The organism is Cellulomonas uda (genome assembly GCF_006538705.1).
In the GTDB taxonomy this organism is placed as follows: domain Bacteria; phylum Actinomycetota; class Actinomycetes; order Actinomycetales; family Cellulomonadaceae; genus Cellulomonas; species Cellulomonas uda.
Map to the genome: position 1 here is coordinate 1 of NZ_BJLP01000033.1, position 24,058 is coordinate 24,058.

At 74.3% G+C, this 24,058-nt stretch carries 18 protein-coding genes and 1 tRNA gene; 5 read left to right on the forward strand and 14 right to left on the reverse strand.

Translation table 11 applies throughout. The annotated features are described in order from the left end of the window. Window positions 1-85 precede the first annotated feature (85 nt). Window positions 86-176: transfer RNA gene (locus CUD01_RS10410), tRNA-Ser, on the reverse strand. 192 nt (window positions 177-368) lie between these two features. Between CUD01_RS10410 and CUD01_RS10415 the strand changes: the two genes are divergently transcribed. After that, window positions 369-947 carry a hypothetical protein gene (locus CUD01_RS10415; RefSeq protein ID WP_141320899.1) on the forward strand — a complete coding sequence of 193 codons (579 nt, stop codon included), beginning with the start codon at window positions 369-371 and terminating at the stop codon, window positions 945-947. Between the two features lie 111 nt (window positions 948-1,058). Here the strand turns inward: CUD01_RS10415 and CUD01_RS10420 are convergent, their stop codons facing one another. The 5 genes from CUD01_RS10420 to CUD01_RS10440 all read right to left on the reverse strand — a co-directional run bounded on the left by CUD01_RS10420 (window position 1,059) and on the right by CUD01_RS10440 (window position 7,969). Continuing rightward, the gene (locus CUD01_RS10420) at window positions 1,059-1,517 is read right to left on the reverse strand and encodes a PIN domain-containing protein (protein ID WP_141320901.1); all 459 of its coding nucleotides are present in this window, start codon (window positions 1,515-1,517) and stop codon (window positions 1,059-1,061) included. Window positions 1,518-1,636: 119 nt separating this feature from the next. Further along, window positions 1,637-2,248: a GTP-binding protein gene (locus tag CUD01_RS10425; RefSeq protein ID WP_094181657.1), complete on the reverse strand. Its 612-nt coding sequence runs from the start codon at window positions 2,246-2,248 to the stop codon at window positions 1,637-1,639. Next, window positions 2,229-2,606, reverse strand: coding sequence for a DUF742 domain-containing protein (locus CUD01_RS10430; RefSeq protein ID WP_094181656.1), 378 nt, complete (start codon window positions 2,604-2,606; stop codon window positions 2,229-2,231). Before CUD01_RS10430 ends, CUD01_RS10425 begins: the two co-directional genes overlap by 20 nt. 13 nt (window positions 2,607-2,619) lie before the next feature. Further along, on the reverse strand, window positions 2,620-3,069 hold the full coding sequence (locus CUD01_RS10435) for a roadblock/LC7 domain-containing protein (protein WP_094181655.1): 450 nt from the start codon (window positions 3,067-3,069) through the stop codon (window positions 2,620-2,622). 82 nt (window positions 3,070-3,151) lie between these two features. Next, window positions 3,152-7,969, reverse strand: a complete 4,818-nt coding sequence (locus tag CUD01_RS10440) for an ATP-binding protein (protein WP_141320903.1) — start codon at window positions 7,967-7,969, stop codon at window positions 3,152-3,154. Between the two features lie 243 nt (window positions 7,970-8,212). On the opposite strand from CUD01_RS10440, the gene CUD01_RS10445 reads away from it, so the two are divergent. Next, entirely contained in the window at window positions 8,213-9,250 is a 1,038-nt protein-coding gene (locus CUD01_RS10445; protein ID WP_141320905.1) for a zinc-binding dehydrogenase, read from the forward strand. Between the two features lie 48 nt (window positions 9,251-9,298). Further along, window positions 9,299-9,868: a bacterial proteasome activator family protein gene (locus CUD01_RS10450; protein WP_280525818.1), complete on the forward strand. Its 570-nt coding sequence runs from the start codon at window positions 9,299-9,301 to the stop codon at window positions 9,866-9,868. 12 nt (window positions 9,869-9,880) lie between these two features. On the opposite strand, the gene CUD01_RS10455 is transcribed toward CUD01_RS10450, so the two are convergent. The 6 genes from CUD01_RS10455 to serS all read right to left on the reverse strand — a co-directional run bounded on the left by CUD01_RS10455 (window position 9,881) and on the right by serS (window position 16,452). Further along, window positions 9,881-10,744 carry an EamA family transporter gene (locus CUD01_RS10455; protein WP_141320907.1) on the reverse strand — a complete coding sequence of 288 codons (864 nt, stop codon included), beginning with the start codon at window positions 10,742-10,744 and terminating at the stop codon, window positions 9,881-9,883. Window positions 10,745-10,797: 53 nt separating this feature from the next. Further along, window positions 10,798-11,721, reverse strand: coding sequence for a carbohydrate ABC transporter permease (locus CUD01_RS10460; RefSeq protein WP_141320909.1), 924 nt, complete (start codon window positions 11,719-11,721; stop codon window positions 10,798-10,800). After that, complete coding sequence (locus tag CUD01_RS10465; RefSeq protein WP_094181649.1) at window positions 11,718-12,695, reverse strand: carbohydrate ABC transporter permease; 978 nt, start codon at window positions 12,693-12,695, stop codon at window positions 11,718-11,720. The genes CUD01_RS10460 and CUD01_RS10465 overlap by 4 nt, the downstream gene beginning before the upstream one ends. Window positions 12,696-12,785: 90 nt before the next feature. Then, window positions 12,786-14,165, reverse strand: a complete 1,380-nt coding sequence (locus CUD01_RS10470) for an ABC transporter substrate-binding protein (RefSeq protein ID WP_141320911.1) — start codon at window positions 14,163-14,165, stop codon at window positions 12,786-12,788. Between the two features lie 212 nt (window positions 14,166-14,377). Beyond that, complete coding sequence (locus CUD01_RS10475; RefSeq protein WP_094181647.1) at window positions 14,378-15,175, reverse strand: HAD family hydrolase; 798 nt, start codon at window positions 15,173-15,175, stop codon at window positions 14,378-14,380. After that, window positions 15,172-16,452, reverse strand: a complete 1,281-nt coding sequence (serS, locus tag CUD01_RS10480) for a serine--tRNA ligase (RefSeq protein WP_094181646.1) — start codon at window positions 16,450-16,452, stop codon at window positions 15,172-15,174. The genes CUD01_RS10475 and serS overlap by 4 nt, the downstream gene beginning before the upstream one ends. A gap of 285 nt (window positions 16,453-16,737) precedes the next feature. Here serS and CUD01_RS10485 point away from each other — a divergent pair, with 285 nt between their 5' ends. Both CUD01_RS10485 and CUD01_RS10490 read left to right on the forward strand, forming a co-directional pair. Next, the gene (locus tag CUD01_RS10485; protein WP_141320913.1) at window positions 16,738-17,871 is read left to right on the forward strand and encodes a diacylglycerol/lipid kinase family protein; all 1,134 of its coding nucleotides are present in this window, start codon (window positions 16,738-16,740) and stop codon (window positions 17,869-17,871) included. Window positions 17,872-17,964: 93 nt separating this feature from the next. After that, on the forward strand, window positions 17,965-18,651 hold the full coding sequence (locus CUD01_RS10490; protein ID WP_141320915.1) for a GntR family transcriptional regulator: 687 nt from the start codon (window positions 17,965-17,967) through the stop codon (window positions 18,649-18,651). A 3-nt stretch (window positions 18,652-18,654) separates the two neighbouring features. Here the strand turns inward: CUD01_RS10490 and pheA are convergent, their stop codons facing one another. Beyond that, window positions 18,655-19,620: a prephenate dehydratase gene (gene pheA / locus CUD01_RS10495; protein WP_094182431.1), complete on the reverse strand. Its 966-nt coding sequence runs from the start codon at window positions 19,618-19,620 to the stop codon at window positions 18,655-18,657. Continuing rightward, window positions 19,607-24,037 carry a hypothetical protein gene (locus CUD01_RS10500; protein WP_244937748.1) on the reverse strand — a complete coding sequence of 1,477 codons (4,431 nt, stop codon included), beginning with the start codon at window positions 24,035-24,037 and terminating at the stop codon, window positions 19,607-19,609. Before CUD01_RS10500 ends, pheA begins: the two co-directional genes overlap by 14 nt. Between the last annotated feature and the right edge of the window lie 21 nt (window positions 24,038-24,058).

Below are 24,058 nucleotides of genomic sequence, written 5' to 3' on the forward strand. Positions count from 1 at the left end.
TCGGCTCCATGCGCCACTACGTACCCCCGAAGCGCAACAAGCCGGACGCCTGAGGGACCGGCTCGTTGCCGATGTCCTGCATGAGCGGAGGGCAAGGGATTCGAACCCTTGAGGACGAGAGGTCCCGCCCTAACGGTTTTCAAGACCGTCGCTTTCGGCCGCTCAGCCAGCCCTCCTCGCCGGTCGCGACCGGCGGCCACGAGTCTCCCACAGAGGCGGTCGTGACCTGCGGGCTCGGTCGCCATGAACCGCGCACGGGTCCCCTCGCCCCCGGGGTTCGTCGGCGGGACGTATCTCCCGCTCCCGTGCGGACCACCTGAGGTGCACGCGGCCTCCTCCAGCGCCGCACGACAAGTCAGGGGATTGCGATGAAGAAGTCCACCTCGGCCGCGGTAGGGATCAGCACGGTCATGCTGCTCGGCCTCGGCGCAGCCGTCCTCGCGCCGTCCTACGGAGCGTCCGGCGACGACGACGCCGCGGCCACCAAGCCGCAGAGCGCCACGATCAACGCGACCACCAGCCCCAAGGTCTGTGACGGCGGCGTCCAGAAGCGCCTGCAGGCCCGCACCCAGGTCGAGCCGTTCACCTTCGCCGGCACCGCGGGCGCCGACCGCAACGTGCCCGGCGCGGGTGTCGTCGTCTACGGCCCCGCGACGGGCTACGACACGCTGCTCATCACGTTCAGCGCGGAGACCTACTACACCGGCACCGGCTGGCTCGGGCTCGAGGTGCACGACAACAACGTGCCCATCCAGCCCTACGCCAACAACGGCAGCCCGTACGCCTTCACGTCCGAGGCCAAGTACACGGGCAACAGCGTGCAGTTCTGCACCAAGGTCAAGAAGGGCACCCACCGCATCCAGGTGAAGGTGAACACCACCGGCGACGCCACGACCGACAGCGGCTGGATCGACGACTGGACCCTGAGCGTGCTGCGGTTCGAGTGACCGCACCACCACGCGTCGCCGGTGCATGCGGCAGTGCACCGGCGACGTGCGTGTCCGACGCCCGTGTACGACGAGGGCGTCCGACGAGGGCGTCCGACGAGCGGCGCGGTGTCAGCGCACCAGGAAGGGCGTCTCGTCGCGCTCCCACCAGCGGTCCGGCAGACCCGGTGACACCACGTCCAACCGGTACAGCGCGGCGACCCGCGCCAGGCGCGCGTCGTACGTCGCGACCGCCCCGACGTCCGGGTGCGTCAACGCCGCTCCCGCGTGCACCGCGACGAACGGCGGCAGCACCCCCGCGACGTCCGTCGCGCGATCGACCGCCTGGTCGGACAGCCGCACGACCTCGATCTCCAGCAGCGCACGCTGCGCCACGTCACGCGCGTCGTGGTCGAGCATCCGCGCGGTGCCGCGCAGCTCGCTGACCCCCACCTGCGTCGTCAGCAGACGCGGACCGTTGCGCCGCGCCCACGTCAGCCAGTCGGCGCGGTGCGGCGCACCGGGCAGGTACCGCGACAGCGCCGACCCGTCCGCGTACACGCGCGCACGCTCGTCGTCGGGACTGGGCACGGTCTCATGATCCCCTCCCGGCGCCACCGGTGGCACACGGGACCCGCGCGATCCCACGAATGCCGACGGCCGGCCACCCCCGCGAGGGTGACCGGCCGCCGACGGGTCCACAGCGCTGGTCAGCGCTGGCGCAGCCGCTCCATCGCGAGCTGCACCAGGGCGATCAGGGCCTGCTTCGTGGCCGCACGCGAACGCGCGTCCGTGTACATGACCGGGACGTGCGCCGGGATGGCGAGCGCCTCGCGGACGTCCTCGAGCGCGTGCTTCGCGACACCGTCGAAGCAGTTGACACCCACGACGAACGGGATGCCACGGCTCTCGAAGTAGTCGACCGCGGGGAAGCACTGGTCGAGGCGGTCGGTGTCCACCAGCACGACGGCGCCGATCGCGCCGCGCACCAGGTCGTCCCACATGAACAGGAAGCGGTCCTGCCCCGGGGTGCCGAACAGGTACAGCCACAGCTGGCCCGGCAGCGCGATGCGGCCGAAGTCCATGGCGACCGTGGTGGTGGTCTTGCGGTCCGACACGCCGCCGGCGTCGTCGACGCCGATCGAGTGCTCGGTCATCGCGGCCTCGGTGTTGAGGGGCTCGATGTCCGAGATGGAACCGATGAAGGTCGTCTTGCCGACGGCGAACCCGCCCGCGACGACGATCTTGACGGTGGTGGGCGCTACGGCGCCAGCGGTTCCGGCCGGAGCGGCCACCGCGGCGTCAGAGGGCGGAAATGCCATTGAGAACACTCTCCAGCACGCTCAGGGACAGGGCGGGGGACTCACCGGTGTTGACCTCGACCGGCTGAGAGGTGTGCACACGCACGAGCTGGTGGTCGGACATGTCCGAGACCAGGATCCTGATGACACCGATGGGCAGGTGCAGCAGCGCCGACAGCTCCGCGACCGAGATGTACGTGCTCGCGGCGTGCTGGAGGATCGCACGCCTCTCGGGGGGCAGACCCTGACTCGACACTGCATCCGGCAGCGCCTCGACCAATGCCTCGAGCGGCAGGTCGGAGCGCGCCGAGCGCACGCGCCCGCCGGTGACGGCGTAGGGCCGTACCGTCCGGGCGACGTACTCGATGTGCTCACTCATGAAGACATGCTCCTCAGACGGCGGGGGCTCGGGTAGCGCCGTCGACGGGGAGCTGGCCGCGCATCTCGGAGATGAGCTGCGGGGTCAGCGTCGCCTCGGTGCGGGACACGAGCATGGCCATCTCGTATCCGATGAGGCCGACGTCGCAGCTCGAGTCGGCGACCACGGCGAGGACGGAGCCGTTCGAGACGGTCATGAGGAAGAGGAACAGAGAGTCCATCTCGATGATCGCCTGACGCACCTCCCCCGCACGCAGCTGCCGCGACGCGCCGCGGGTCAGGCTCGACATGCCGGAGACGATGGCCGCCAGCTGGTCGCCGCTGGTGCGGTCCAGCTGTTCCGACATCGCCATGAGAAGACCGTCGGCCGACACCACGAGCGTGTGGCGAGTGCCGGGCACGGTCCGGACGAAATTGTCCAGGAGCCAGCCGAAGTTGGCTGCCTCGGTGCTGAGCGCGGTCACACTTCCTCCTTGCTGGTGCAGTCGACGACTGCGGGATCGAACGTCCCCACGACGGGGGCGATGGTGGGAACGACGGCCGGGGTCACGACGTGCTCCTCGGCGACTCGCCGGAGCCGGCGGCCTGGCGGCCGCGCGACGTCCCGGACTGGAAGCTCGACAGCCGGCTGCGCAGCTCGTTCGCGTCGCGCTGGACCGGGGCGGTCGACTCGGAGGTCTCGGGAGCCGTGGCCGGGACGGCCGTCGGCACACGCTTGGTGAGCTGCTCGCCCGAGCGGGCGACGCTCGGACGGTACGCCGAGAGCTGGCTCAGCTCGGACAGCGCCTGCTCCTGGATGTCGGAGCGCAGCGCGAGCATCGCGGCCACGTTGTCGTCGAGCGTCCCGATGCGCGGGGCGACCGACGGCGGCACGACCGGGTGCGGCACGTCCACCGCGGGCGCTGCCGACGCGGCGGGCCGGCTGGTGGCGGCCCACTCCGGCGGAGCCCACGAGCCCGACGACGCGGGCACGGCGGCCGGCACCGCGGCGGCCGGGGCCGGCGGCTCGGGCGCGGACCAGGCCGCGGGCTCGACCCGGGCCGGGACCTCGGGCTGGACCGACGCGGGCGCCGACCAGTCGACGGACGGAGCGGCGACCGGGGACGGCGCGGCGGCCGACGCGACCTCGGTCGGGCCCGTGTCGCCCTTGCGGCGGCCGAACAGGCCCCAGCGCTTGCGCGAGCCCTTCTCCTCCGCGGGCTGGTGCTCGGCCTCGCCGATCCCCTGGACGCCGAACCCGGCGGGGGCACCCCACGCCGGCGCGGCAGGCTGCTCCGCGACGGGCTGCGGGACGGCCGGGGCGACCGGCTCCACGGGCGCGGGCTGCTGCGCGTACGGCTGCTCCGCCGGGGCGGGGGCGTACGCCGGCGCGACCTCGGCCGGGGCGTCCGACTCCGCGAGCGACGGCCAGGCGGGTGCACCCCACGCGGGCGTCGTCTCGGCCCAGACCTGCTCGCCCTCGGGGGCGGCCTGCGTCTCGGCGGGCTCGTCCGCGACCAGCGACGGCACCTCGAACGACGAGGCCTCGACGGCCGGCTCGGGCTCGAGCGCCGGCACGGCCTGCGCCGCGGGCTCCTCGACGACCGGGACGGCGCCGGTGACGGACTCCCACGACGGCGCCTGCCAGGCAGGCTGCCACGCGGGCTCCTCCGCGACCGGCTCGACGGCCTCGGCCTCGGCCTCGGCGTGCGTCTGCTCCGCCTCGTACGACTCGGGCTCGGCCTGCGCGACGACGGGCTCGTACGCCTGCTCGGCGGCGGGCTCGTACGCCTGCGCGGCGACCGGCGCGTACGGCTGCTCCGCCTCGGGCGCGGCCTCGGCGACGACAGGCTGCGCGCCCGTGTGCCAGGCGCGGGCCTCGTCGAGCGTGCGCTCGAAGTCGAACGGCTCGGCAGCGGCCGCACGGCGGCGCGCGCCGGACCAGCCGGCGTAGCCGCTGTACGACGTGAACGACACGCGCGGTGCGGGTGCCGGCTCCTCAGGCGCGGACTGCGCCGCCGGGGTGTCGGACCAGGACTCGGCCTGCGGCTGCGCGTACGCGGCGGGAGCGGACTCCTGCTCGCCCCGCGACGCGAGCGTGTGCGACGCGCCGTCGTACGAGGCGGGCTGGTACGCGGCCGGCTCGTACGAGGGCTCCTCGTGCGACGGCTGCTCGTACGAGGGCTGCTCGTAGGACGGCTGCTCGTAGGACGGCTGCTCGTAGGACGGCTCGGACGACGGCGCGTCGGTGGCGGCCTCGTAGCTCGTCGGCTCGTACGCCGCAGGCTCCGAGACCTGCTCGGCGACCTGCTCGTCGGCCTCGACGGGCTGCTCGTAGGAGAGCGGCTCGTACGCGGCGGGCTCGAACGACGGGGGCTCGTACGACGCGGGCTCGAAGGACGCGGGCTCGAACGACGCCGGCTCGAAGGACGCCGGGGCGGCGACCTCGGGCTCGTCGGCGGCCTCGGCGGGCGCGGCGTCGAACGACGCGGGCTCGTACGCGGCCGGCTCGTCAGCGGCCGGCTCGAACGACGCGGGCTCGTACGCGGCGGGCTCATACGCGGTCGGCTCGGGCGAGCTCGGCTCCGCCGGGCTCTCGAAGGACGACTCGTACGGCGCCGACTCGTGCGACGCCGACTCGAACGACGCCGGCTCGTACGCGACCGGCTCGAACGACGGCGCAGGCTCGAACGACGCGGGCGCGTACGCCGCGGCCTCGGGCTCGGCCGGCCGGTCCTCGTCGGACGCGAACGTCGGGGCCCACGGCTGCTCGACGTCCGCGGGAGCGGCCGCCTCGGCGTGCGCGGGCTCGGGCTCGTCGTCGGGGACCAGGCCGGGCACCTCGGTGACGGGCTGCGCGGCGTCGGGCGTCCACGGCTCGTCGTCGTCCTCGACGAGCGCGGGGACCTCGGGCGCGGCGGGCTGCTGCAGGCCGTGCGCGCCGAGCGACATCCACGGCGCGCGGACCTGGTCGCTCACGCCGCCGTCGCCACCCTCGACGATCGCGTTGCGCGTGCGGAACCCGGAGAACAGGCCGGCACGGGCTGCGGGCGAGGGGATGCTCGGCGTTTCCTCGCGCGGCGCGACGGGCTCGGCGGCCGGCGCGGGTGTCGGGGCCGCGGCGGGGGCGGAGGACCGCGCGGCACGGCTGGGCAGACCCGAGCCGGACGTGGCCTGCTGGACCGCGGGCGCCCAGTCGGGGGCCGCGGCGGACAGGTCGGGCGACAGGGACGGGACGGCGGTCTCGGGCAGGACGATCGCGTTCTCGTCGAACGTCTTGCGCGGACGTGCGGGCAGCTCACCGCCGCCGCGGGTCGGGAGGCCGGAGCCGCCGAGCTGCGGGACGGGGATGGGCGCGGAGTCGGCGGTCGGCTCGCTGCCGTCGCCGCGGCGACGACGCGGCAGGCCGAGCGAGGTCTCGCCGTCGGTCAGCGCGGCGAGGTCGACGGGGGCGACCTCGGGCGCCGCGGCGGCGTCGTGCTGGACCGTCTCCGCGACGGAGCCGGGGGCACCGTAGGAGGACACCTCGGTCGTCGCGAACAGCGAGGCGGGCAGCAGCACGGTCGTGTCGGTACCCGTGCCGCCCTCGGCCTTCGACAGGCGGACCGCGGCGCCGAGCTTCTGGGCGATGCGGCCCACCACGAACAGGCCCAGGCGCTGGGCACCGAGCGCGTCACCGGCGCCGGAGGAGATGATCTTGGCGTTCGCGGCCTCGATCTCCTCCTCGGTCATGCCGAGGCCGTGGTCGCGGATGCGGACCGCGACGAACTGCCCGGACACGCCGGTGGTGACGGTGACGGGCGTCTCCGGCTCGGAGAAGACGGTCGCGTTCTCGAGGAGCTCGGCGAGCATGTGCGCGGCGGGCAGCGCGTTGAAGCCGAGCATGTGCGGGTCGACCTGCAGGTCGAGCTCGATGCGGTCGTACTGCTCGATCTCGGAGGACGCGGTGCGGATCACGTCGGACAGCGGCATGGCGTCGCGCAGGCGACGGCCCGAGTCGATGCCCGCGAGCACGAGGAGGGACTCCGCGTTACGACGCATCCGGGTCGCGAGGTGGTCGAGGCGGAACAGGTTCGCGAGGGTGTTGGGGTCTTCCTCACTGCGCTCCAGCGAGTCGATGAACGACAGCTGGCGGTTGAGGAGGACCTGGTCGCGGCGGGCGACGTTGACGAACATCTCGGCGATGGAGCCACGCAGGGCGGCCTGCTCCTGCGCGACGCGCACGGTGGTCGCGTTCATCGAGTTGAACGCCTGGGCCAGCCGGCCGACCTCGTCGCGCGAGTTCACGGGGATCGGGTCGAGCTGCACGTCCGGCTGCTCACCGGGGGTGGCCACCTGCTCGACGATCCGCGGGAGGCGCTCACGGACGTCGGACGCGGCCGAGGTCAGTCGCCGCAGCGGGTTGACGATCGACCGGGACACGAGGAGGGCGAGCAGGAAGGACAGGACGGCGGCGAGCAGGGTCGCGGCGATGGTGACGTAGAACCGCTGCAGTGCGGCGTCCACGTCGGCGTTCGCGAGCGAGCGCGCGTGGTCGATGGTCGTGCCGGCGAGCTCGACGAGCTGCGTCGTCTGCGTCTCGACCTCGCCCGCGTACGCGGCGGGGTCGACCTGGGCGACGGCGTCCTGGTCACCCGAGGCGAGCAGCGCACGCTGGGCGATGAACGCCGACGAGGGCTGGCCGGTGGGCAGCGTCAGGTCGACGCCGGACATGCGGTTGAGCGCGACGGCGGCCTGGGTACGGCTGGACTCGACCTGGTCGATCTTCTCCTGGTAGACCGCGCCGAGGGCGGGGCTGATGACGCCGCCGAGGAGCGACGACCCCTGGATCAGCTCGCCGACGAGGTCGGTCGACGTCTGCGACAGCTGCCGGTACGCGGTGACCGACGCGGCGACGTCACGGTTGGGGAAGACCTCACCGAGCTGGGCGACCAGCTCGAGCTGGCCGTTCTCGATCGTCTGGAAGTTCGCCCGGACCACGGAGGACACACCACCGCGCTCGACCGCGAGCCGCGCGGCGGGCAGCGTGGTCTCGTAGTCCGCCTGGACGGACTGGAACTGCTGGACGAGCGCGTCGGGGAACCGCTCGAGCGGCAGGTCCTTCGTGATCTCCCGCACCTCGGCGAGCGCCTGGTCGGTCGCGGCCTGCGCCGCGGCGATCGCCTCGGCGTCGCGGGACGTCATCGACACGATGTACTCGTTGTCGATGGCCTGGCCGAGGGGCTGGTACGCGCGGAGCGTGTTGGTGACGCTCTCCGTGGCGCGCGCTTCCTCGAGGTCGTCGAACGCGCTCGCGGTGATGTAGACGCCGAGCAGGACGAGCACGAGCATGGGGACGGCAAGTACGGCCAGCACCTTGGCTCTGATGCCAAGTCGTCGCAGCATCTCGTTCCCTTCCTAGCCCGACGCGGGGACCCGTCGGCGTGGGCACGACGCCGGATGACCCGTGCTCGATTATCGGCCGTTGGACGATCGACCATTAGCCCGCGGCAGAGTTTGCCATGGACCTCACCCGGAGGGATACGACGAACCCGGACGAGGTGCCACCGGCCGGGGACGCAATGTGGTATCGAACGGACGCCCCGCGTCCGGACCCGACGTGTCGGCGACCCCCGTTAGGGTGCCCGGGTGCGCGCCGTCGTCATCACCGAGCCCGGCGGACCCGAGGTCCTGCGGGTCCGTGACGTGCCCGAGCCGGACCCCGGTCCCGACGAGGTGACGCGGCTGCTCGTCGACGTCGAGGCCGCCGGGGTGAACCGGGCCGACCTCCTGCAGCGCCAGGGCGTGTACCCGCCGCCCGCGGGCGCACCGCCGTGGCCGGGGCTGGAGGCCGCCGGTGTGGTGCGCGCGGTCCTCGCGGCACGCGCGGGCGCCGCCCCGGGTCCCGACGAGCCCACGCCCGCCGTGGGCGACCGCGTCGCGGTGCTGCTCGCCGGCGGGGGGTACGCGGAGCGCGTCGTCGTGCCCGCGGCGCTCGCGCTCCCGGTGCCGCGGGACCTGACGTCGGTGGCCGCGGCGGCGCTGCCGGAGGCGCTCGCGACCGTGTGGTCGAACCTGCGCGAGGCCAACGCGGCTCCGGGCGAGACGCTGCTGGTGCGCGGTGGCTCGGGTGGGGTCGGGTCGGTCGCGGTGCGGCTCGGCCGGCTCCTGGGGCTGCGGGTGCTCGCGACCGCGGGCGGCCCGGCGCGCGTCGCGCGCGTCGCGGAGCTGGGGGCGGACGTCGCGCTCGACCACCGCGCCGACGACCTGGCGGACCAGGTGCTCGCGGCGACCGACGGCCGCGGCGTGGACGTCGTGCTCGACGTGGTCGGCGCCGCGGCGCTCGAGGACAACGTGCGGGTGCTGGCCAGCGGCGGCCGGCTCGTCGTGATCGGGTTGCAGAAGGGTCGGCGCGGGACGCTGGACCTGGGTGTGCTCATGGAGCGGCGGGCCCGGGTGATCGGGACGACGCTGCGCTCGCGCGACGCGCGCGACAAGGCGCGGATCATGGCCGAGGTCCGCGAGCACGTGTGGCCGTTCGTCGTCGACGGGCGCCTGCGTCCCGTGGTCCACGCGACGCTCGGTCTCGACGAGGCCGGGCGCGCGCACGAGCTGCTCGCGAGCGGCGAGGTGTTCGGCAAGCCCGTCCTGACCGTCGACGAGCCCGGGCCGACCGGTGGCGCGTGAGGCCGGCCGCGCCTGGCCCGCGGCCGGTCCTTCGGTGAGAATGCTCCGGTGACCGACGAGCCCCGCCCCGCTGCCCGCGACCCGCGCGTCGTCGTCGTCCCGCTGCCCGAGGCGGGCGGGGACGAGACCGTACCCGACCGCCCGGACGAGGCGGCGGACGCGGACGAGGCCGACGACGAGGACGTGCGCGGCATGGTCGCGCAGCCCGCGAAGGTCATGCGGATCGGCACGATGGTCAAGCAGCTGCTCGACGAGGTCCGTAGCGCCCCGCTCGACGATGCGGCGCGGGCGCGCCTCGCGGAGGTGCACGAGCGCTCGTTGCACGAGCTCGAGGAGGGCCTGTCCCCCGAGCTGATCGAGGAGCTGCACCGCATCACGCTGCCGTTCTCGCAGGACGAGACGCCGTCGGACGCGGAGCTGCGCATCGCGCAGGCGCAGCTCGTCGGGTGGCTCGAGGGCCTGTTCCACGGGATCCAGACGGCGCTGGTCGCGCAGCAGATGGCGACGCAGGCGCAGCTGCAGCAGATGCGCCGCGCCCTGCCGCCGGGTGCGGTCCCCGCGCCGGGCGCGCGTGGGGCGATGGGCCCCGACGAGCACGGCACGGGCCAGTACCTGTAGTCGTCGTGCCGCCTACGCGGGCGGCGGCGCCTCCTCGGCGGCGTCGCTCTCGCGCGCGGTGAGGGCGATCGCGCCGGACACGAGCACGAGGCCGAGCAGCTCGAGGCCGTGGGGCACCTGCCCGAGCATGACGGCGCCGACGACGGCCGCGGTCGCGGGGAGCAGCGCGAGCAGCACCGCGAACGTCGCGGCGCTCACGCGCCGCAGGACGACCTGCTCGATGCCGTACGGGACGACCGAGGAGAACACGGCGACGACGAGCACGAGCGCGGCGAGGCGCAGGTCGGTCAGGACGGGTCCTGCCCCGGGTGCGAGCAGGGGTGCGAGCGCCAGCCCGCCGGCGGCCATCGCGACGCCGAGCCCGGTGAGCCCTCCGGTGGGCGCGGCGGCGACCCGCCGCCCGAGCAGGATGTACAGGGCCCAGCAGGTGGCGGCGACACCGATCGCGACGAGCCCACGCACGGCGTCGTCGCCGAGGTGCAGGCTGACGCCGGCGAGCAGGACGACTCCCGCGGCGGCGACGACCATCGCGGTGCGTTCACGCCAGCCGCGCCCGGTCACGGCGGCGACGGCGACGGGCCCGGCGAACTCGAGCGCGACCGCGGTCCCGAGCGGCAGGGTGTCGATCGCGACGTAGAACGCGGCGTTCATGACGGCGAGGACGACGCCGAACAGCGCGGCGGTGCGCAGCGCGGGCCACGTCCACAGCGAGCGGGTGCGCCACGGTCGCGTCCAGGCGAGCAGCACGAGCGCGGCGACGCCGACGCGCAGCCACGCGACGGACGCGGGCGGCATGCGGCCGAACAGCTCGACCGCGACCGCTGCCCCGACGTACTGCGCGATGGCCGAGGCCACGAACAGCAACGGGGCGGGCACGCCGTCAGGCTAGCCCGCCCCGTCGCCGGGACCGTCGTGCGCGCCGGGCGCCCTCAGCCCTTCACGGACCCGGCCAGCAGGCCGCGCACGAAGTACCGCTGCAGGGACAGGAACACGATCGCGGGGATGATGATCGACACGAACGCCCCGGCCGAGAGCAGGAACCACTGCGACCCGCGCGTCCCGGTGAGGTTGAGCAGGGCGACGGTCATGGGTGCGAGGTCGCGCGACGACCCCGTGAACGTGAGCGCGACGAGCAGGTCGTTCCACACCCACAGGAACTGGTAGATGCCGAGGGCCGCGATCGCGGGCTTGAGCATCGGCAGCATGAGCCGGAAGAAGATCGTCACGTGCCCGGCCCCGTCGACGCGTGCGGCCTCGATGAGCTCGCCCGGGATCTCCTGCATGAAGTTGTGCAGCAGGAAGACCGCGAGCGGCAGCCCGAACATGGTGTGCGACAGCCACACGGCCCAGAACGTGCCGGAGACGCCGATGTCCACGTACAGGCTGAGCAGGGGGATGAGCGTGACCTGGATCGGCACGACCTGCAGCGCGAACACCGCGATGAACAGGACGTTGCGCCCGCGGAAGCTCATCCACGCGAACGCGTACGCCGCGAGCGTCGCGAGGAACACCGGCAGCACGACCGCGGGGATCGTGATGACGATCGAGTTCATGATCGACGGCGCGAGGGACTGCGCGCTGTCGGTGGACAGCACCGTCTGGTAGTTCTCGAGCGTGTAGTTCGGGTCGAAGAACGAGGTCCACCACCCGGACTTGTTGATGTCGGCCGCGGGTCGGAACGAGGTGACGAGCAGACCGAAGGTCGGGATGGTCCACAGCACGGCGAGCACGACCGCGAACAGCGACGCCCACGGGCGCGACAGGCGCCGGCGCGCGGCCGCCGCGGTGGACTCCCTCGGCCGGCCTCCCGTCGGCGGGCCGACGGTCGCGGTGTCGATCTGGACGGCGCTCATCGGTGGTCCGCCTTCCGCAGCTGGCGCACGTTGTAGGCGATGATCGGGACGACGAGGACGAACAGCAGGACCGCCAGCGCGGCGCCGAGCCCCTGGTTCCCGGCGCTGAAGCTCTGCGTGTAGAACTCGTTGGCGACCACGCTGGTGCCGAACCGCCCGGCGGTCATGGTCCGGACGATGTCGAAGACCTTGAGACACCCGATGGCGATGGTGGTCAGGACGACGATCAGCGTGGGCCGGATGCTCGGCACGGTCACGAACCGGAACATCTCGAACGAGGAGACGCCGTCGAGCCGCGCGGCCTCGGTGATCTCGGTGGGGATCGCCTTGATCGCGGCGGACAGGATCGTCATGGCGAAGCCCGCCTGGATCCAGATCATCACGACGATGAGGAACAGGTTGTTCCACGGGCTGTTGAGCAGGAAGTTCTGCGGTGAGCCGCCCAACCAGACGATGACCTGGTTGATGAGGCCGATCTGGTTCGGGTTGTTCTCGACCGACGGGTCGTAGAACCGGTACTCGTACATGAACCGCCAGATGATCGACGCGCCGACGAACGAGATCGCCATCGGCAGGAAGATCAGCGCCTTGGCGGCGGCCTCGCCGCGCGCGCCGTCGACGAGGATCGCGTAGATCAGCCCGACGACGGTCGCGACGAACGGGGTGACGAGTACCCACAGCACGGTGTTGCGCAGCACGACGAGCTGCTCGCCCGACGTGAAGATGTCGGTGTAGTTCCCGAGCCCGATGAAGCTCGTGCCCGCGGCGTCGTAGAACGAGCGCCACAGCGTGCGCAGCGCCGGGTACACGAGCCCGACGGCGATGAGCAGGACGGTCGGCCCGACGAACCACCAGGCGACGTGCCGGGCGCCGCGACGTTCGAGCAGGTGGACGACGAGCAGGATGAGGCCGATGACGGCGGCGAACGCGACGAGCGCGAGCACCATCGTCACCAGCTTGTCGGTGACTTCCATGGCACCTCCCGGGGCAGCGGACGAGGGGGACGCGGACGCGTGCGCGTCGGTGCCCCGGGGGCGGTCCACCCCCGGGGCACCGACGTCACGTCAGGAGGCCGGCCAGGCCGCCTCGATCTTGTCCAGCGTGTCCTTGGTCGACTGCCCGGTGATCCAGCTGGTCGCCTCCTTCCAGAACGCGTTCGACCCGACGGCGGCGGGCATCATGTCCGAGCCGTCGAAGCGGAACACCGCGTTCTCGTCGAGGAGGATGTCGGCCGAGAGCTTGTCGATCGGGTTGGTGAGGATCGACGGGTCGAGGCCCTTGTTCGCGGTGATCCAGCCACCGTTGGTCAGGTCGACGCTCGCCTGCGCCTTGAGGTTCGCCCAGGTGTCGGAGCTCCAGAACTCCTGGAGCGCCTGGACCTCGGGGCGGTCCGCGAACGCGGTGACGAACTCACCGGCGCCGAGCACCGGCTTGTCCTCGGCGGTCTTGCCCGGCAGGTAGAACGCGAAGATCTGGCCGTTCTCCGAGATGTCGGTGCCCTGGGGGAAGTTCGCGGCGTAGAAGCTCGCCATGCGGTGCAGCGAGCACTGGCCCTCGAGGATCGGCAGGCCGCCGTCCTGGAACGCGGTCGTCGCGATCGAGGAGACGTCGCCGAAGCCGCCGTTCACGTAGTCGGGGTTCTTGAGGTACTCGCCGACGGCGTCGAGCGCCTTCGTCGGGACCTCGGAGTTGAACGCGATCTCGTGGCTGACCCACTGGTCGTAGACGTCGGCGCCACCCTCGCGCAGGACGAAGTCCTCCATCCAGTCCGTCACGGGCCAGCCGGTCGCGGCGTCGGACGCGATGCCCGCGCACCACGGCTTGTGGCCGGAGTCGGCGGCGATCGTGTCGGACAGCGTCTTGAGCTCGTCGAGCGTGGTGGGGACCTCCCAGCCGTTGGCCTCGAACTCCTGCGGGGAGTACCAGACGAGCGACTTCACGCTCGCACCCGACGGCGCGGCGTAGAACGTGCCGTCGACGGTGCCGAGGGCCTTCCAGTCCTCGCCCCAGAACTCGTCGACGTTCGCGGCGACGCCCTCGGGCGCCTCGACGACCGTGCCCGTCGCGACGAGCTGGGCGAGCAGACCGGGCTGCGGGATGATCGCGATGTCCGGCGGGTTGCCCGCCTGCGCGCGGACCAGGATCTGCTGCTCGAACTGCTTGTCGGCCTGGTAGTCGACCTTCGCGCCCGTGCAGTCCTCGAACGGCTTGAACGAGTCGACGTAGGGCTGGTCCTCGGGCGTGACGATGCCCGCGTAGATCGTGATCGTCTTGCCGCTCAGGTCGCCGTACTGCTCGAAGTCGGCACAGTCGGCCGTGGGCGCCCCCGTGCCGTCCGTGCCGCCGTCACCTCCGTCGTCCGACGAGCATGCCGTCAGGACGAGGGCGAGGGCCGCGGCTGACGCCGCGATCGTGGTGTACCGACGCTTGCGCATCCCGTTCATGAGACCTCCGTGTCGTCATGGCGCACGACGCGGCCGCTCGCGACCGCGTGTGCCATCCCTCGATGCAAGTCGTTGCTGAAACGACCCGCAACCCTAAAGACGCACAAACCGGTCACGATCGAGTCACGATCCGTTGCGGGCACGAGTCACCGACCGGTCACGCGCCCCCGGGCCCGGTTCCGGGCCAGACGCGCAGGTCAGCCGCGCAGACGTCAGACGAGCAGCGAGCGCAGGACCGGCAGCGCGCCGTCGTCCTCGATGGCGCCGGTCACCTCGTCGGCCGCCGCCAGCACCGCGGGACGCGCGTGCCCCATCGCGACGCCCCGCGCCGCCCACTGCAGCATCGTGACGTCGTTGCCGCCGTCGCCGATCGCGAGCGTCGCGAACGGCTCGACGCCGAGCCGCCGCCGCACCGACTCGAGCGCGCTCGCCTTCGACACGCCCCCGGGCGTCAGGTCCAGCCAGGCGCTCCAGCCGACCGCGTACTCCACCTCGTGCAGGCCCACGCGCTCGACGATCTCGTGGAACTCCTCGGGGCTCGCGCCGACCGCGCGGATCACGACGCGCGTCGCGGGGGTCGCGACGAGCTCGTCGAACGTCACGACCTCCATCTCGCCGCTCAGCTCGCCCTCGGGGAACGGCCCCGAGACCCGGAAGCCGACGCCCAGGTTCTCGACCGCGTACAGCGCGTCCGGCAGCTCCATGGCGATCGCGCGCACCGCCGGGCCGGGGTCGAACGTCACGGTGTCGACGATCGCGAACCCGCCGGGCTCGTCGCCGTCCAGCCGTGCCGTGACCGCGCCGTTGGAGCACACGAGCCAGCCCTCCGAGAGGCCGAGCTCGCGCGCCACGGGGGCGGCCGAGTGCACACCGCGCCCCGTCGCGAGCACCACGTGCAGGCCGGCCCCCGCGAGCTCGCCGACCGCGTCACGCACCTGCGGCGAGATCACGCCGTCGTAGGACATGAGCGTGCCGTCGACGTCGAGGGCGACCAGCCGGGTGCGTGTCATCGTGGCTCCAGGACCTCGAGGCCGCCCAGGTACGGCCGCAGACCGGCCGGCACGTGCACCGAGCCGTCGGCCTGCTGGTGGTTCTCCAGGATCGCGACGATCCAGCGCGTCGTGGCGAGCGTGCCGTTGAGCGTCGCCACGGGCCGGACCTGGCCGTCCGCGGTGCGCTCGCGCACGCCCAGGCGGCGCGCCTGGAACGTGGTGCAGTTCGACGTCGAGGTGAGCTCGAGGTAGCGCTGCTGGCTCGGGAGCCACGCCTCGCAGTCGAACTTGCGGGCCGCGCTCGACCCGAGGTCGCCCGCGGCCGTGTCGATCACGCGGAACGGCAGCTCCGCGAGCTCGAGCATCTCCTTCTCCCAGCCCAGGATGCGGCGGTGCTCGGCCTGCGCGTCCTCGACCGTGGTGTACGAGAACGCCTCGACCTTGTGGAACTGGTGCACGCGGATGATCCCGCGCGTGTCCTTGCCGTACGAGCCGGCCTCGCGCCGGTAGCACGCGCTCCAGCCGGCGTACCGCCGCGGTCCGTCCGACAGGTCCAGGATCTCGCCCGAGTGGTAGCCCGCGAGCGCGACCTCGCTCGTCCCGACGAGGTACAGGTCGTCGGCCTCGAGGCGGTACACCTCGTCGGCGTGCGCACCGAGGAACCCGGTGCCCGCCATGATCTCGGGCTTCACCAGGGTCGGGGTGATGACCGGCGTGAAGCCCAGGCCGACGGCCTTGTCGACCGCGGCGTTGAGCAGCGCGAGCTCGAGGCGCGCGCCGATCCCGGTGAGGTAGTAGAACCGCGCACCCGAGACCTTGGCGCCGCGCTCGGTGTCGATCGCGCGCAGCCCCTCGCCGAGCTCCAGGTGGTCCTTCACGACGAAGTCCGCGCCGTACTCGGCGCCGAAGTCGCGCGGCGTGCCCACGTGCTCGAGCACGACGAAGTCGTCCTCGCCGCCGGCGGGGACGCCCTCCTCGACGACGTTGCCGATCCGCCGCGTGAGCTCGTCGGCGCGCGCCTGCGCCGCGTCCGCCTCGGCCTGCAGCTCCTTGACGCGGTCCGCGACCTTCTTGGCGTGCGCGAGCAGCGCCTGCTTCTGCTCCCCCTGCGCCTGCGCGACCTTCTTGCCGTGCGCCTTCTGCTCGGCGCGCAGCGACTCGAACTCCGTGAGCGCGGACCGGCGGCGCGCGTCCGCGTCCAGGACCTCGTCGACGAGGCCGGGGTCGTCCCCGCGGACGCGCTGGCTGGCACGCACGGTCTCGGGGTCGTCACGCAGGAGCTTGAGATCGATCACCCTCGAAGGCTACCGACCCTCGTCCCTCCCGCTGAACCGCACCCCCCTGTCGCCGACCCCGTCATCGCTCCGGGTATGAGCCGGCCGACCCGGAGCAACCACGGCCTCGGCAGCAGGTCTCCCCACCACCCCGCGGTTGCTCCGGGTATGAGACGGCTGAGCCGGAGCGATGACGGGGTCGGCGGCGCTCGGGCGCGCGGCCCCGTCGGGGGGCGGGAGGGTGAGACGCAGCTGGCCGCGGGTATTCCGCGCGCCCGGGGGGCCGCGGCTCGGTAGTTTGCGGGGGTGAGATGGGAGGCGTGGACCGCGCTCGCCGCCGGAGTGCTCGCGGTCGCCGCCCTCGTCGTCGCCGCGGTCGTCGCGCTGCGGCAGCGGGACCTGCTGCGCCGCCTCGACGCGGAGGAGACGGCGACGAGCCCGCGGGCCCGGGCGCTCACCCGGCAGGTCCGCGCCCGCGGACAGCAGCTCGCGTTCGTCGCCAACCCCACGAAGCCCGACGTGCCCGCGCTGCGCGAGGCCATCGAGAGCGCCGCGGCGGAGCAGGGCCTGCCCACACCGCTGTGGCTGGAGACCACCGTCGAGGACCCCGGGACGGGGCAGGCCCGCGAGGCGCTCGAGCGCGGCGCGGACGTCGTGGTCGCGGTCGGCGGGGACGGGACGGTGCGCGGGGTCGCGGCCGCGCTCGTCGGGACGGGGGTGCCCATGGGGCTCCTGCCGCTCGGCACCGGGAACCTGCTGGCCCGCAACCTCGACATCCCGATCGGTAGCCCGCTGTCCGCGCTCGAGGCCGTGGTCACCGGGCGCGAGCGCACCATCGACGTCGGCTGGCTGCGCGTGGAGGCCACCGCGCGGGACACCGACGACGACCCGGTGCGGGCGGCGGACGGCGACGAGCACCTGTTCCTCGTGATCGCCGGGCTCGGGTTCGACGCGGCGATGGTCGCGGACGCCGACGACGACCTCAAGGCGCGCGTCGGGTGGATCGCCTACTTCCTCGCGGGCATCAAGCACCTGCACGGACGCCGCACGCGCGTGCACGTGCGCATCGACGACCGGCCCGCGACGACCGCGCGGCTGCGCAGCCTCCTGGTCGGCAACTGCGGCCGCCTGCCGGGCGGCATCACGCTGCTGCCCGAGGCGGTGCTCGACGACGGGTGGCTGGACATCGCGGCGATCGACACGCGCGGCGGCGTGGCGGGCTGGGCGCAGCTGTTCGGCGAGGTGGTGCTGCAGGGCGTGGGCGTCCGGGGCATGCCGCGCGGCATCGGACGCATCGACCACACGCGGGCGCGCGTGGTGCGCGTGGCCGTGTCCGGCGCGGAGTACGCGCAGGTCGACGGCGAGGTCGTCGGGCGCGTGTCGGAGGTCTCGGCGCGCGTCGACCCCGGGGCGCTCGTCGTGCGCGTGGTCGCGCACTGACGCACGCCCCCGGCCGGGACGAGGGTCCTGCCCGACGCGCGTGGACGTGCATACGGTGGACATGCCCACACCCTCGCGACGACCGGAGCCACCGTGCCCATCCCCACGCAGACCGCGGCCGTCGAGTCCGGCCGGCTGCTGCTCGCCGACATCGTGTACGAGCGGCTCATGGGGGTCGTCGTGAGCGGTGAGCTCGCGCCCGGTGAGGTGGTGCGCGAGGAGGAGATCGGCGCGTGGCTGTCCGTGTCCCGCACACCCGTGCGCGACGCGATGCGCCGGCTCGGCGACCAGGACCTGCTGACCTACCAGCCGAACCGCGGCTCGCGCGTCGCGCCCCTCGACCCGGACCACCTGCGGGACGTCCTCGACGTGGTCGCGACCCTGTCCGCGCAGGCGGCGGGCCGGGCAGCGGACCGGCTGGCGGCCGCGGACCTGGCGCTCGTCGAGGCGCACGTCGAGCAGGCGCTGGTCGCGCACGAGCAGGGCGAGGGCATCGAGCGGGCGGTCGAGCTGGACGCCGCGCTCGACGTGCTGCTCGACCGCGCGGGCAACCGCGTGCTGTCCCGCACGGTCCACTCGATGCGCCCGCACCTCGACCGGCTGCTCGGCCTGCTGCCCGGCTACCCGGGCACGGACGTGCTGCGCGAGCGGACCGACGCGTTCGTCGCCGCCCTGCGCACGCGCGAGCCGCAGGTCGTGCGCGAGTCCGTGCGCGGGCTCGTCACCGACCTCGGGCAGGGGCTGACCAGCGAGGCCGTGCGCCGCGGGCTGGCGGTCTGAGCGTCAGGTCGTCGCGCCGCCGCGCACGCGCGCGAGCCACTCGCGCGCCGAGCGGAAGTCCGCGTCGCTCGTCCCGATGTGCACCGTGGGCCGCACCGCGTCCGCGCGTGGGTACGAGCCGAGGAACCGCACGTACGGGCAGCGCCGGTGCAGACCCATGAGCGCCTCACCCACACGCTCGTCGGTGACGTGCCCCTCGGCGTCGATCGAGAACGAGTAGCGGCCGAGCGAGTCGCCGATCGGCCGCGACTCGATGCGCGAGAGGTTCACGCCGCGCGTCGCGAACTGCTCGAGCATCGCGAGCAGCGCACCCGCCTCGTTGTCGGGCAGGTGGACGACGAGCGTCGTCTTGTCCGCGCCCGAGGGCGGCGGCACGTCACCGGGCGGGCCGATGAGCACGAACCTCGTGGCGGCGTCGGCGTTGTCGGCGATGTCCTGCGCGAGCGGCTGCAGCCCGTACGTGGCGACCGCGCGCGGCGGCACGAGAGCCGCGTCGAACCCGAGGTCCGGCGCGTCGGGCGTGCGCAGCGCGTCCGAGATGAGCGCGGCGGGCGCGGTGTTCGACGTCGCGGGCACGTGCACCACGTGGGGCAGGAAACGGGCGAGCCAGCGGCGGCACTGCACCCATGCGTGCGGGTGGGCGGAGATCCGGCGCACGTCGGACAGCTCGACACCGGGCGCTGCGACGAGCGTGAACTGCACCGGCACGAGCATCTCGCGCAGGATCACCAGCGGGTCACCGGCCGCGAGCCGGTCGAGCGTCGCGGTGACCCCGCCCTCGACGGTCGACTCGATCGCGACGACCGCGCGGTCGGCCCGGCCCTCGCGCACGGCGTCGATCGCGGACGCCACGTCGTGCTGCGGCAGGTACACGCCCTCGTCGGGCGGGACGACCTGGCGCAGCGCGTCCTCGGTGAACGTCCCGTCGGGGCCGAGGTAGGCGTAGCGCAGGAGCTCAGGCTGGGACATCGTCGCCGTCCGGTCGTCGGGTCGGGTCGTCGCTCGCAGGGTAGTCGTCGCGTACCGCACGCAGGACGAGCGTCCCGAGCAACGGCACCGCGGCGACGAGCATGACCGTCACGAGGCGCACCCCGTAGTCGTTGACGAGCCCGCCCGCGACGCCCGCGACGAGCAGGCCGACGACGACCGGCCGCACGGGCGGCCACCGGCGCTCGAGCAGGTCCCACGCGGGGACGCGCACGCGGCTGCGCGGCCACAGGACGACGACCGCGAGCACGACCACCAGGAGCGTGAGCACCGTCAGCCACCCGCTCGTGACGGTCGCGGCGGCGTACCCGAGCTTGCGCGCGACCGTCTCCCAGGCGGAGCCGTCCACGACGCGCTGCACGAACACCCCCAGGTGCGTGCGCTCGGCCTCGGGACGCAGCCAGTCGAGCACCGCGATGCCGCCGACGACGAGCACGCCCGCGGCCCCCGCGAGGAGCAGCCGCACCCACGTGACCCGCACGCCCGCGACGCCGAGCACGACGACCAGCCCCGCGGGGACGAGCACGAGCCCGCCGCCGACGTCCGCGCCCAGCGCGGGCCACAGGTCGACGACGAGCGCGACGCCGCACACGGCCGCCGCCACGAGCGTGCCGAGCAGGCGCCGCCCGCGCCGCACGAGCGCGTACCCGCAGACGGCCGCCGTGACGAGCGCGGCGACCACGTAGAACGAGTACGTGGGGTTGCCGAACCCGTAGAACCGGCCGCCGAGCGTCACGGCCGGCCCCTGCGGGCTGCCGCGGTGCAGCGGCGTGCCGAGCACGGCGTCCAGGGTGAGCACGGCGAACGTGACGCCCGCGACGACGCCCGGGCCCGCGGTCAGCGGCCGGCGCGGGACGAGCGCCGCGACGCCGGCGACCACCGCGGTCGCCGCCCCGCACGCGAGCCACATCGTGCGGTCGGGGTCGGCGTAGCGCCACCACGAGGTCGTCGTCATGAGGAACAGCCCGACGGGCAGGGCCGAGAGCACGAGCAGGAGCGCGTCGGCGGCGCGGCGCAGCCGCTCCGCGAGCGCGGGCCGGCGCCGCGCGAGGCGGGGGCCCAGCACCGCCGCGGCGGCCACGACGAGCAGCGCGACCACCAGGGGTGGCGAGGTCACGGGGGTCGAGGTGCCGCGCAGCGCCTGGTCGCGCGTCGTGAGGTCGGCGAGCTGGCGCACGGTCGTCGCGACCGCCGCGGGGCGGTCCTCGCCCACGCGCACGGGCGACCCCGCGAAGTCGTCGGACACCCGCGCGCCCGCGTGGGACAGCAGCGCGACCGGCACGTCCAGCAGCCGGAACACACCCACCCAGCGCGTCGACGCCGACCCGAGGTACCCCGAGCCCGTGCCCGGGTCCCCGATGCCGACGCCCAGCGCGGGCAGGGCACGCTGCCCCGGCCCGGTGCTCAGGACGAGCACGGTCGCGTCGTCGGGCACCGCGCGCAGCACGCGTGCGACGTCACGGTCGACCTGCCGCAGCGCGTCGGTCGCCGCGTCCTCGCCCAGCACGTCGAGGAGCACCGGGTCGACGGCCGAGGAGCCCGCGTCGACGAGCGTCGTCGGGCACGCGAACGCGTCGGCGGGGTCCGCGAGCGCCTCGTCGACCGTGCGGTAGCGCGCGACGGACCCGTCCGGCTCGGCGAGCGCGAGGGCCGCGCCCGGCCCGACGGCGGTCGCGCACGTGCCGACCGTCGCGAGCCCGGCGCCGAGCGCGCCGAGCCGCGGCCGGAACTCCGAGCGGGACTGCAGCGCGACGAGCTCGTCCCAGTGCTGCACGGTCGCGGATCCGTCCGCGGGCGTCACGCCCCACGACGCGCACGACCACGTGCCGTGCTGCGTCGTCCCGGCGACGGGTGCACGGCCGGACGACAGCGCGAGCCACCCGCCGGACTCGCACCACGCGTTGCGCCCCGACGCCCCCGAGGTCACGCCGCCCGCGGGCGCGCCGTCGCGCAGCAGCCCCCACAGCGTGGGCGTGGTGGACCGGTCGACGTCGGACCAGTCGACCCCGGTGGTCCCGACGACGACGACGGGCGCGTCGTCGGGCGTCGCGGACGGCCCCGCCCCCACGGCCACGTCGCCCGCGACCGCCGCGGGCAGCGGCACGACGACGGTGGCGAGCAGCAGCGCCGCGAGCAGGCCGCCGCCGGTCGCGACGAGCACCGCGGGCATCCGGTGCAGCGGCGCTCGCACGGGCGCGGGCTCGACGGGCAGGTGCGCCCACCGGTGCTGCACGAGCGACGCGAGCAGCAGGCCGCCCGACAGCGCGAGCACGGTGGACGCGACCACGACGCCCGAGTCGTTGAGGAGGCTGCCGAGGACCGCGACGACGACGACCGCGAGCAGCAGCCGGCTCAGCCCGGGCCACGTGGCGTACAGGCGGCGCAGCGCCGCGGGCCGCCGGCGCTCCGGTCCGACGAGCACCACGCACACCGCGACGCACGCGAGCGCGGCGACGAACCCGACCGGTGAGGTCACGGTCGCCCACGCGCCGGCGGCCTTGCCCGCCACCACGCCGACCGCGTCGCCGTCGAGCACCCGCTGCACGAACTGCCCCAGGTGCGACGCGCGGCCGGGCCGAGCCCAGTCCACGACCGACACGAGCACGACGACGCCGATCGCCCCGGCCACGTACGCGAACGCGCGCCGCGCGCCGAACGTCCCGCCGCCGACCGCGACGACGAGCACCGCGAACGCCGGCACGAGCGCGAGCACCCCGCCGAAGTCCGCACCGAACGCGGGCCACCCGTCGACGACCACCGACACCGCGCCGACCGCCGCGGCGGCGAGCACCCCGACGTTGCGCCGCCCGCGCTCCACCGCGTACGCGGCGACGCCCGCCGCGAGCACCAGGGACGCCGCGGCGTACACGCCGAACGTCGTGTTGCCGAAGCCGTAGTATCGCGCCCCGAGCGTCGAGATGCCGAGCACCGAGCCCTGCTGCAGGACGGTCCCGGTCAGCCCGTCGACGGTCACGACGACCCACGTCACCCCGGCCGCCGCGGTCGCGAGCCGCCACCGGCTCGGCGGCAGCACCCGCGCCACGGCCCACACGACGAGCGCCGCACCGACGGTCGCGACGCCCCACCACCCGGCGGCGGCGAACAGCGGCGCGGGCGAGTCCCACCACCGCGACAGCGCCGCGAGCTGCGCGCCCACGGGCGTGCACACCCCGAGCAGCAGGACCGCGAGCGTCACGCGCCGCAGCGCGGGCGTCGGGCGGCGACCCCGGCGGCGCAGGAGCGCGACGGCGCCCACCGCGAGCGCCGCGGCCACGCCCACGACCGTGAGCAGCAGCGGCATGAGGTGCGGGCCGATGGTCGTCATCTCGGTCAGGTAGCGGCGGTTCTCGACGGTCCGGTCCGCGTTGGGGCGCCGCTCGGTGACCTGCAGGGGCGCGCCGTCGAGCTCGGCCGGGTCGGCGCCGGCCGCCTGCACGAGCGTGGCCGACAGGTCGGTGAGGGTCACGATGCCGGTGCGCCGGGTCGACTCCGACGTCAGCCACCCGGGCGACGACGAGCCCGCGCGCCACTGCAGCACGGCCTGCAGGCCCGTCTCCCCCGTGGGGCCGTCGGACGTCCCAGCGACGACGACGCGCGTGCCCGGGTCGACGACCGCCAGGACGCGGCGCAGGTCGTCGTCGAGCAGCGCGAGCGCGTCGCGCCGCGCGGTGCGGTCGGCGGGCAGCTCGCCGGCGTCCAGCACCGTGACCGCGCACGACGAGAGCGCCTCGTCGGGCACGTCGCCGAGGCGCAGCGCGTACCGGTCGAGCCGGCCCGTGGCGTCCGCGAGCGCGAGCGCCGCGCCCGGCCCGACCGCGGTGGTGCACTCGCCGGTGGGGGCGACGAGCGTCGCGACGGCCCCGGGCGTGCCGTAGCTGCCCGCGGGCACCTCGTCGGACGGCGGGTCGACCAGGTCGGTCCAGCCGGTGACGACCGCGGAGCCGGGTGCCGCGTCGCTCGCGCTGACGCCGGGCATGGGCGGGCAGTCGTCGATCGTCTCGTCCGCGCCGTCCTCGCCCTGCTCGGCGGGGGTGGCGTCGGCGCCGGGCACCGGGGGGACCCGGCGGCCGGCGGAGATGGTCAGCCAGCCACCGAGCCGGCACATCTGTGCCGAGGAGGTGTGCACCGAGATCGAGCCGACCGCACCCTCGTCGACCATCCGCCACAGCGTGGGCGTGCCCGACCGCTCGACGTCGTCCCAGTGCAGCCCGCCGACGCCGACGAGCACGACCGGCTCGACGGGTGCGGCGGGGTCGTCCGCGCGCGCCGGCGCGGCGCCGCCGACGAGGCCCGCACCACCGACGAGCAGGCCGAGCAGCAGCGCGGTGACCAGCGCGAACCCGCGCACGGGCACCGCCCGACGACGCGCGGGTGCACGGTCAGGGGTCAGCGCGGGCACCGGACCAGGGTAGGGGCCCGC

Excerpts from the sequence above, each read along its gene's own strand:
- CUD01_RS10475 (WP_094181647.1), bottom strand. The coding sequence starts at position 15,175 with ATGACACGCACCCGGCTGGTCGCCCTCGACGTCGACGGCACGCTCATG.
- CUD01_RS10440 (WP_141320903.1), bottom strand. The coding sequence starts at position 7,969 with ATGCTGCGACGACTTGGCATCAGAGCCAAGGTGCTGGCCGTACTTGCC.
- CUD01_RS10430 (WP_094181656.1), bottom strand. The coding sequence starts at position 2,606 with ATGAGTGAGCACATCGAGTACGTCGCCCGGACGGTACGGCCCTACGCC.
- CUD01_RS10470 (WP_141320911.1), bottom strand. The coding sequence starts at position 14,165 with ATGAACGGGATGCGCAAGCGTCGGTACACCACGATCGCGGCGTCAGCC.
- CUD01_RS10415 (WP_141320899.1), top strand. The coding sequence starts at position 369 with ATGAAGAAGTCCACCTCGGCCGCGGTAGGGATCAGCACGGTCATGCTG.
- CUD01_RS10425 (WP_094181657.1), bottom strand. The coding sequence starts at position 2,248 with ATGGCATTTCCGCCCTCTGACGCCGCGGTGGCCGCTCCGGCCGGAACC.
- pheA (WP_094182431.1), bottom strand. The coding sequence starts at position 19,620 with ATGTCCCAGCCTGAGCTCCTGCGCTACGCCTACCTCGGCCCCGACGGG.
- CUD01_RS10460 (WP_141320909.1), bottom strand. The coding sequence starts at position 11,721 with ATGAGCGCCGTCCAGATCGACACCGCGACCGTCGGCCCGCCGACGGGA.
- CUD01_RS10465 (WP_094181649.1), bottom strand. The coding sequence starts at position 12,695 with ATGGAAGTCACCGACAAGCTGGTGACGATGGTGCTCGCGCTCGTCGCG.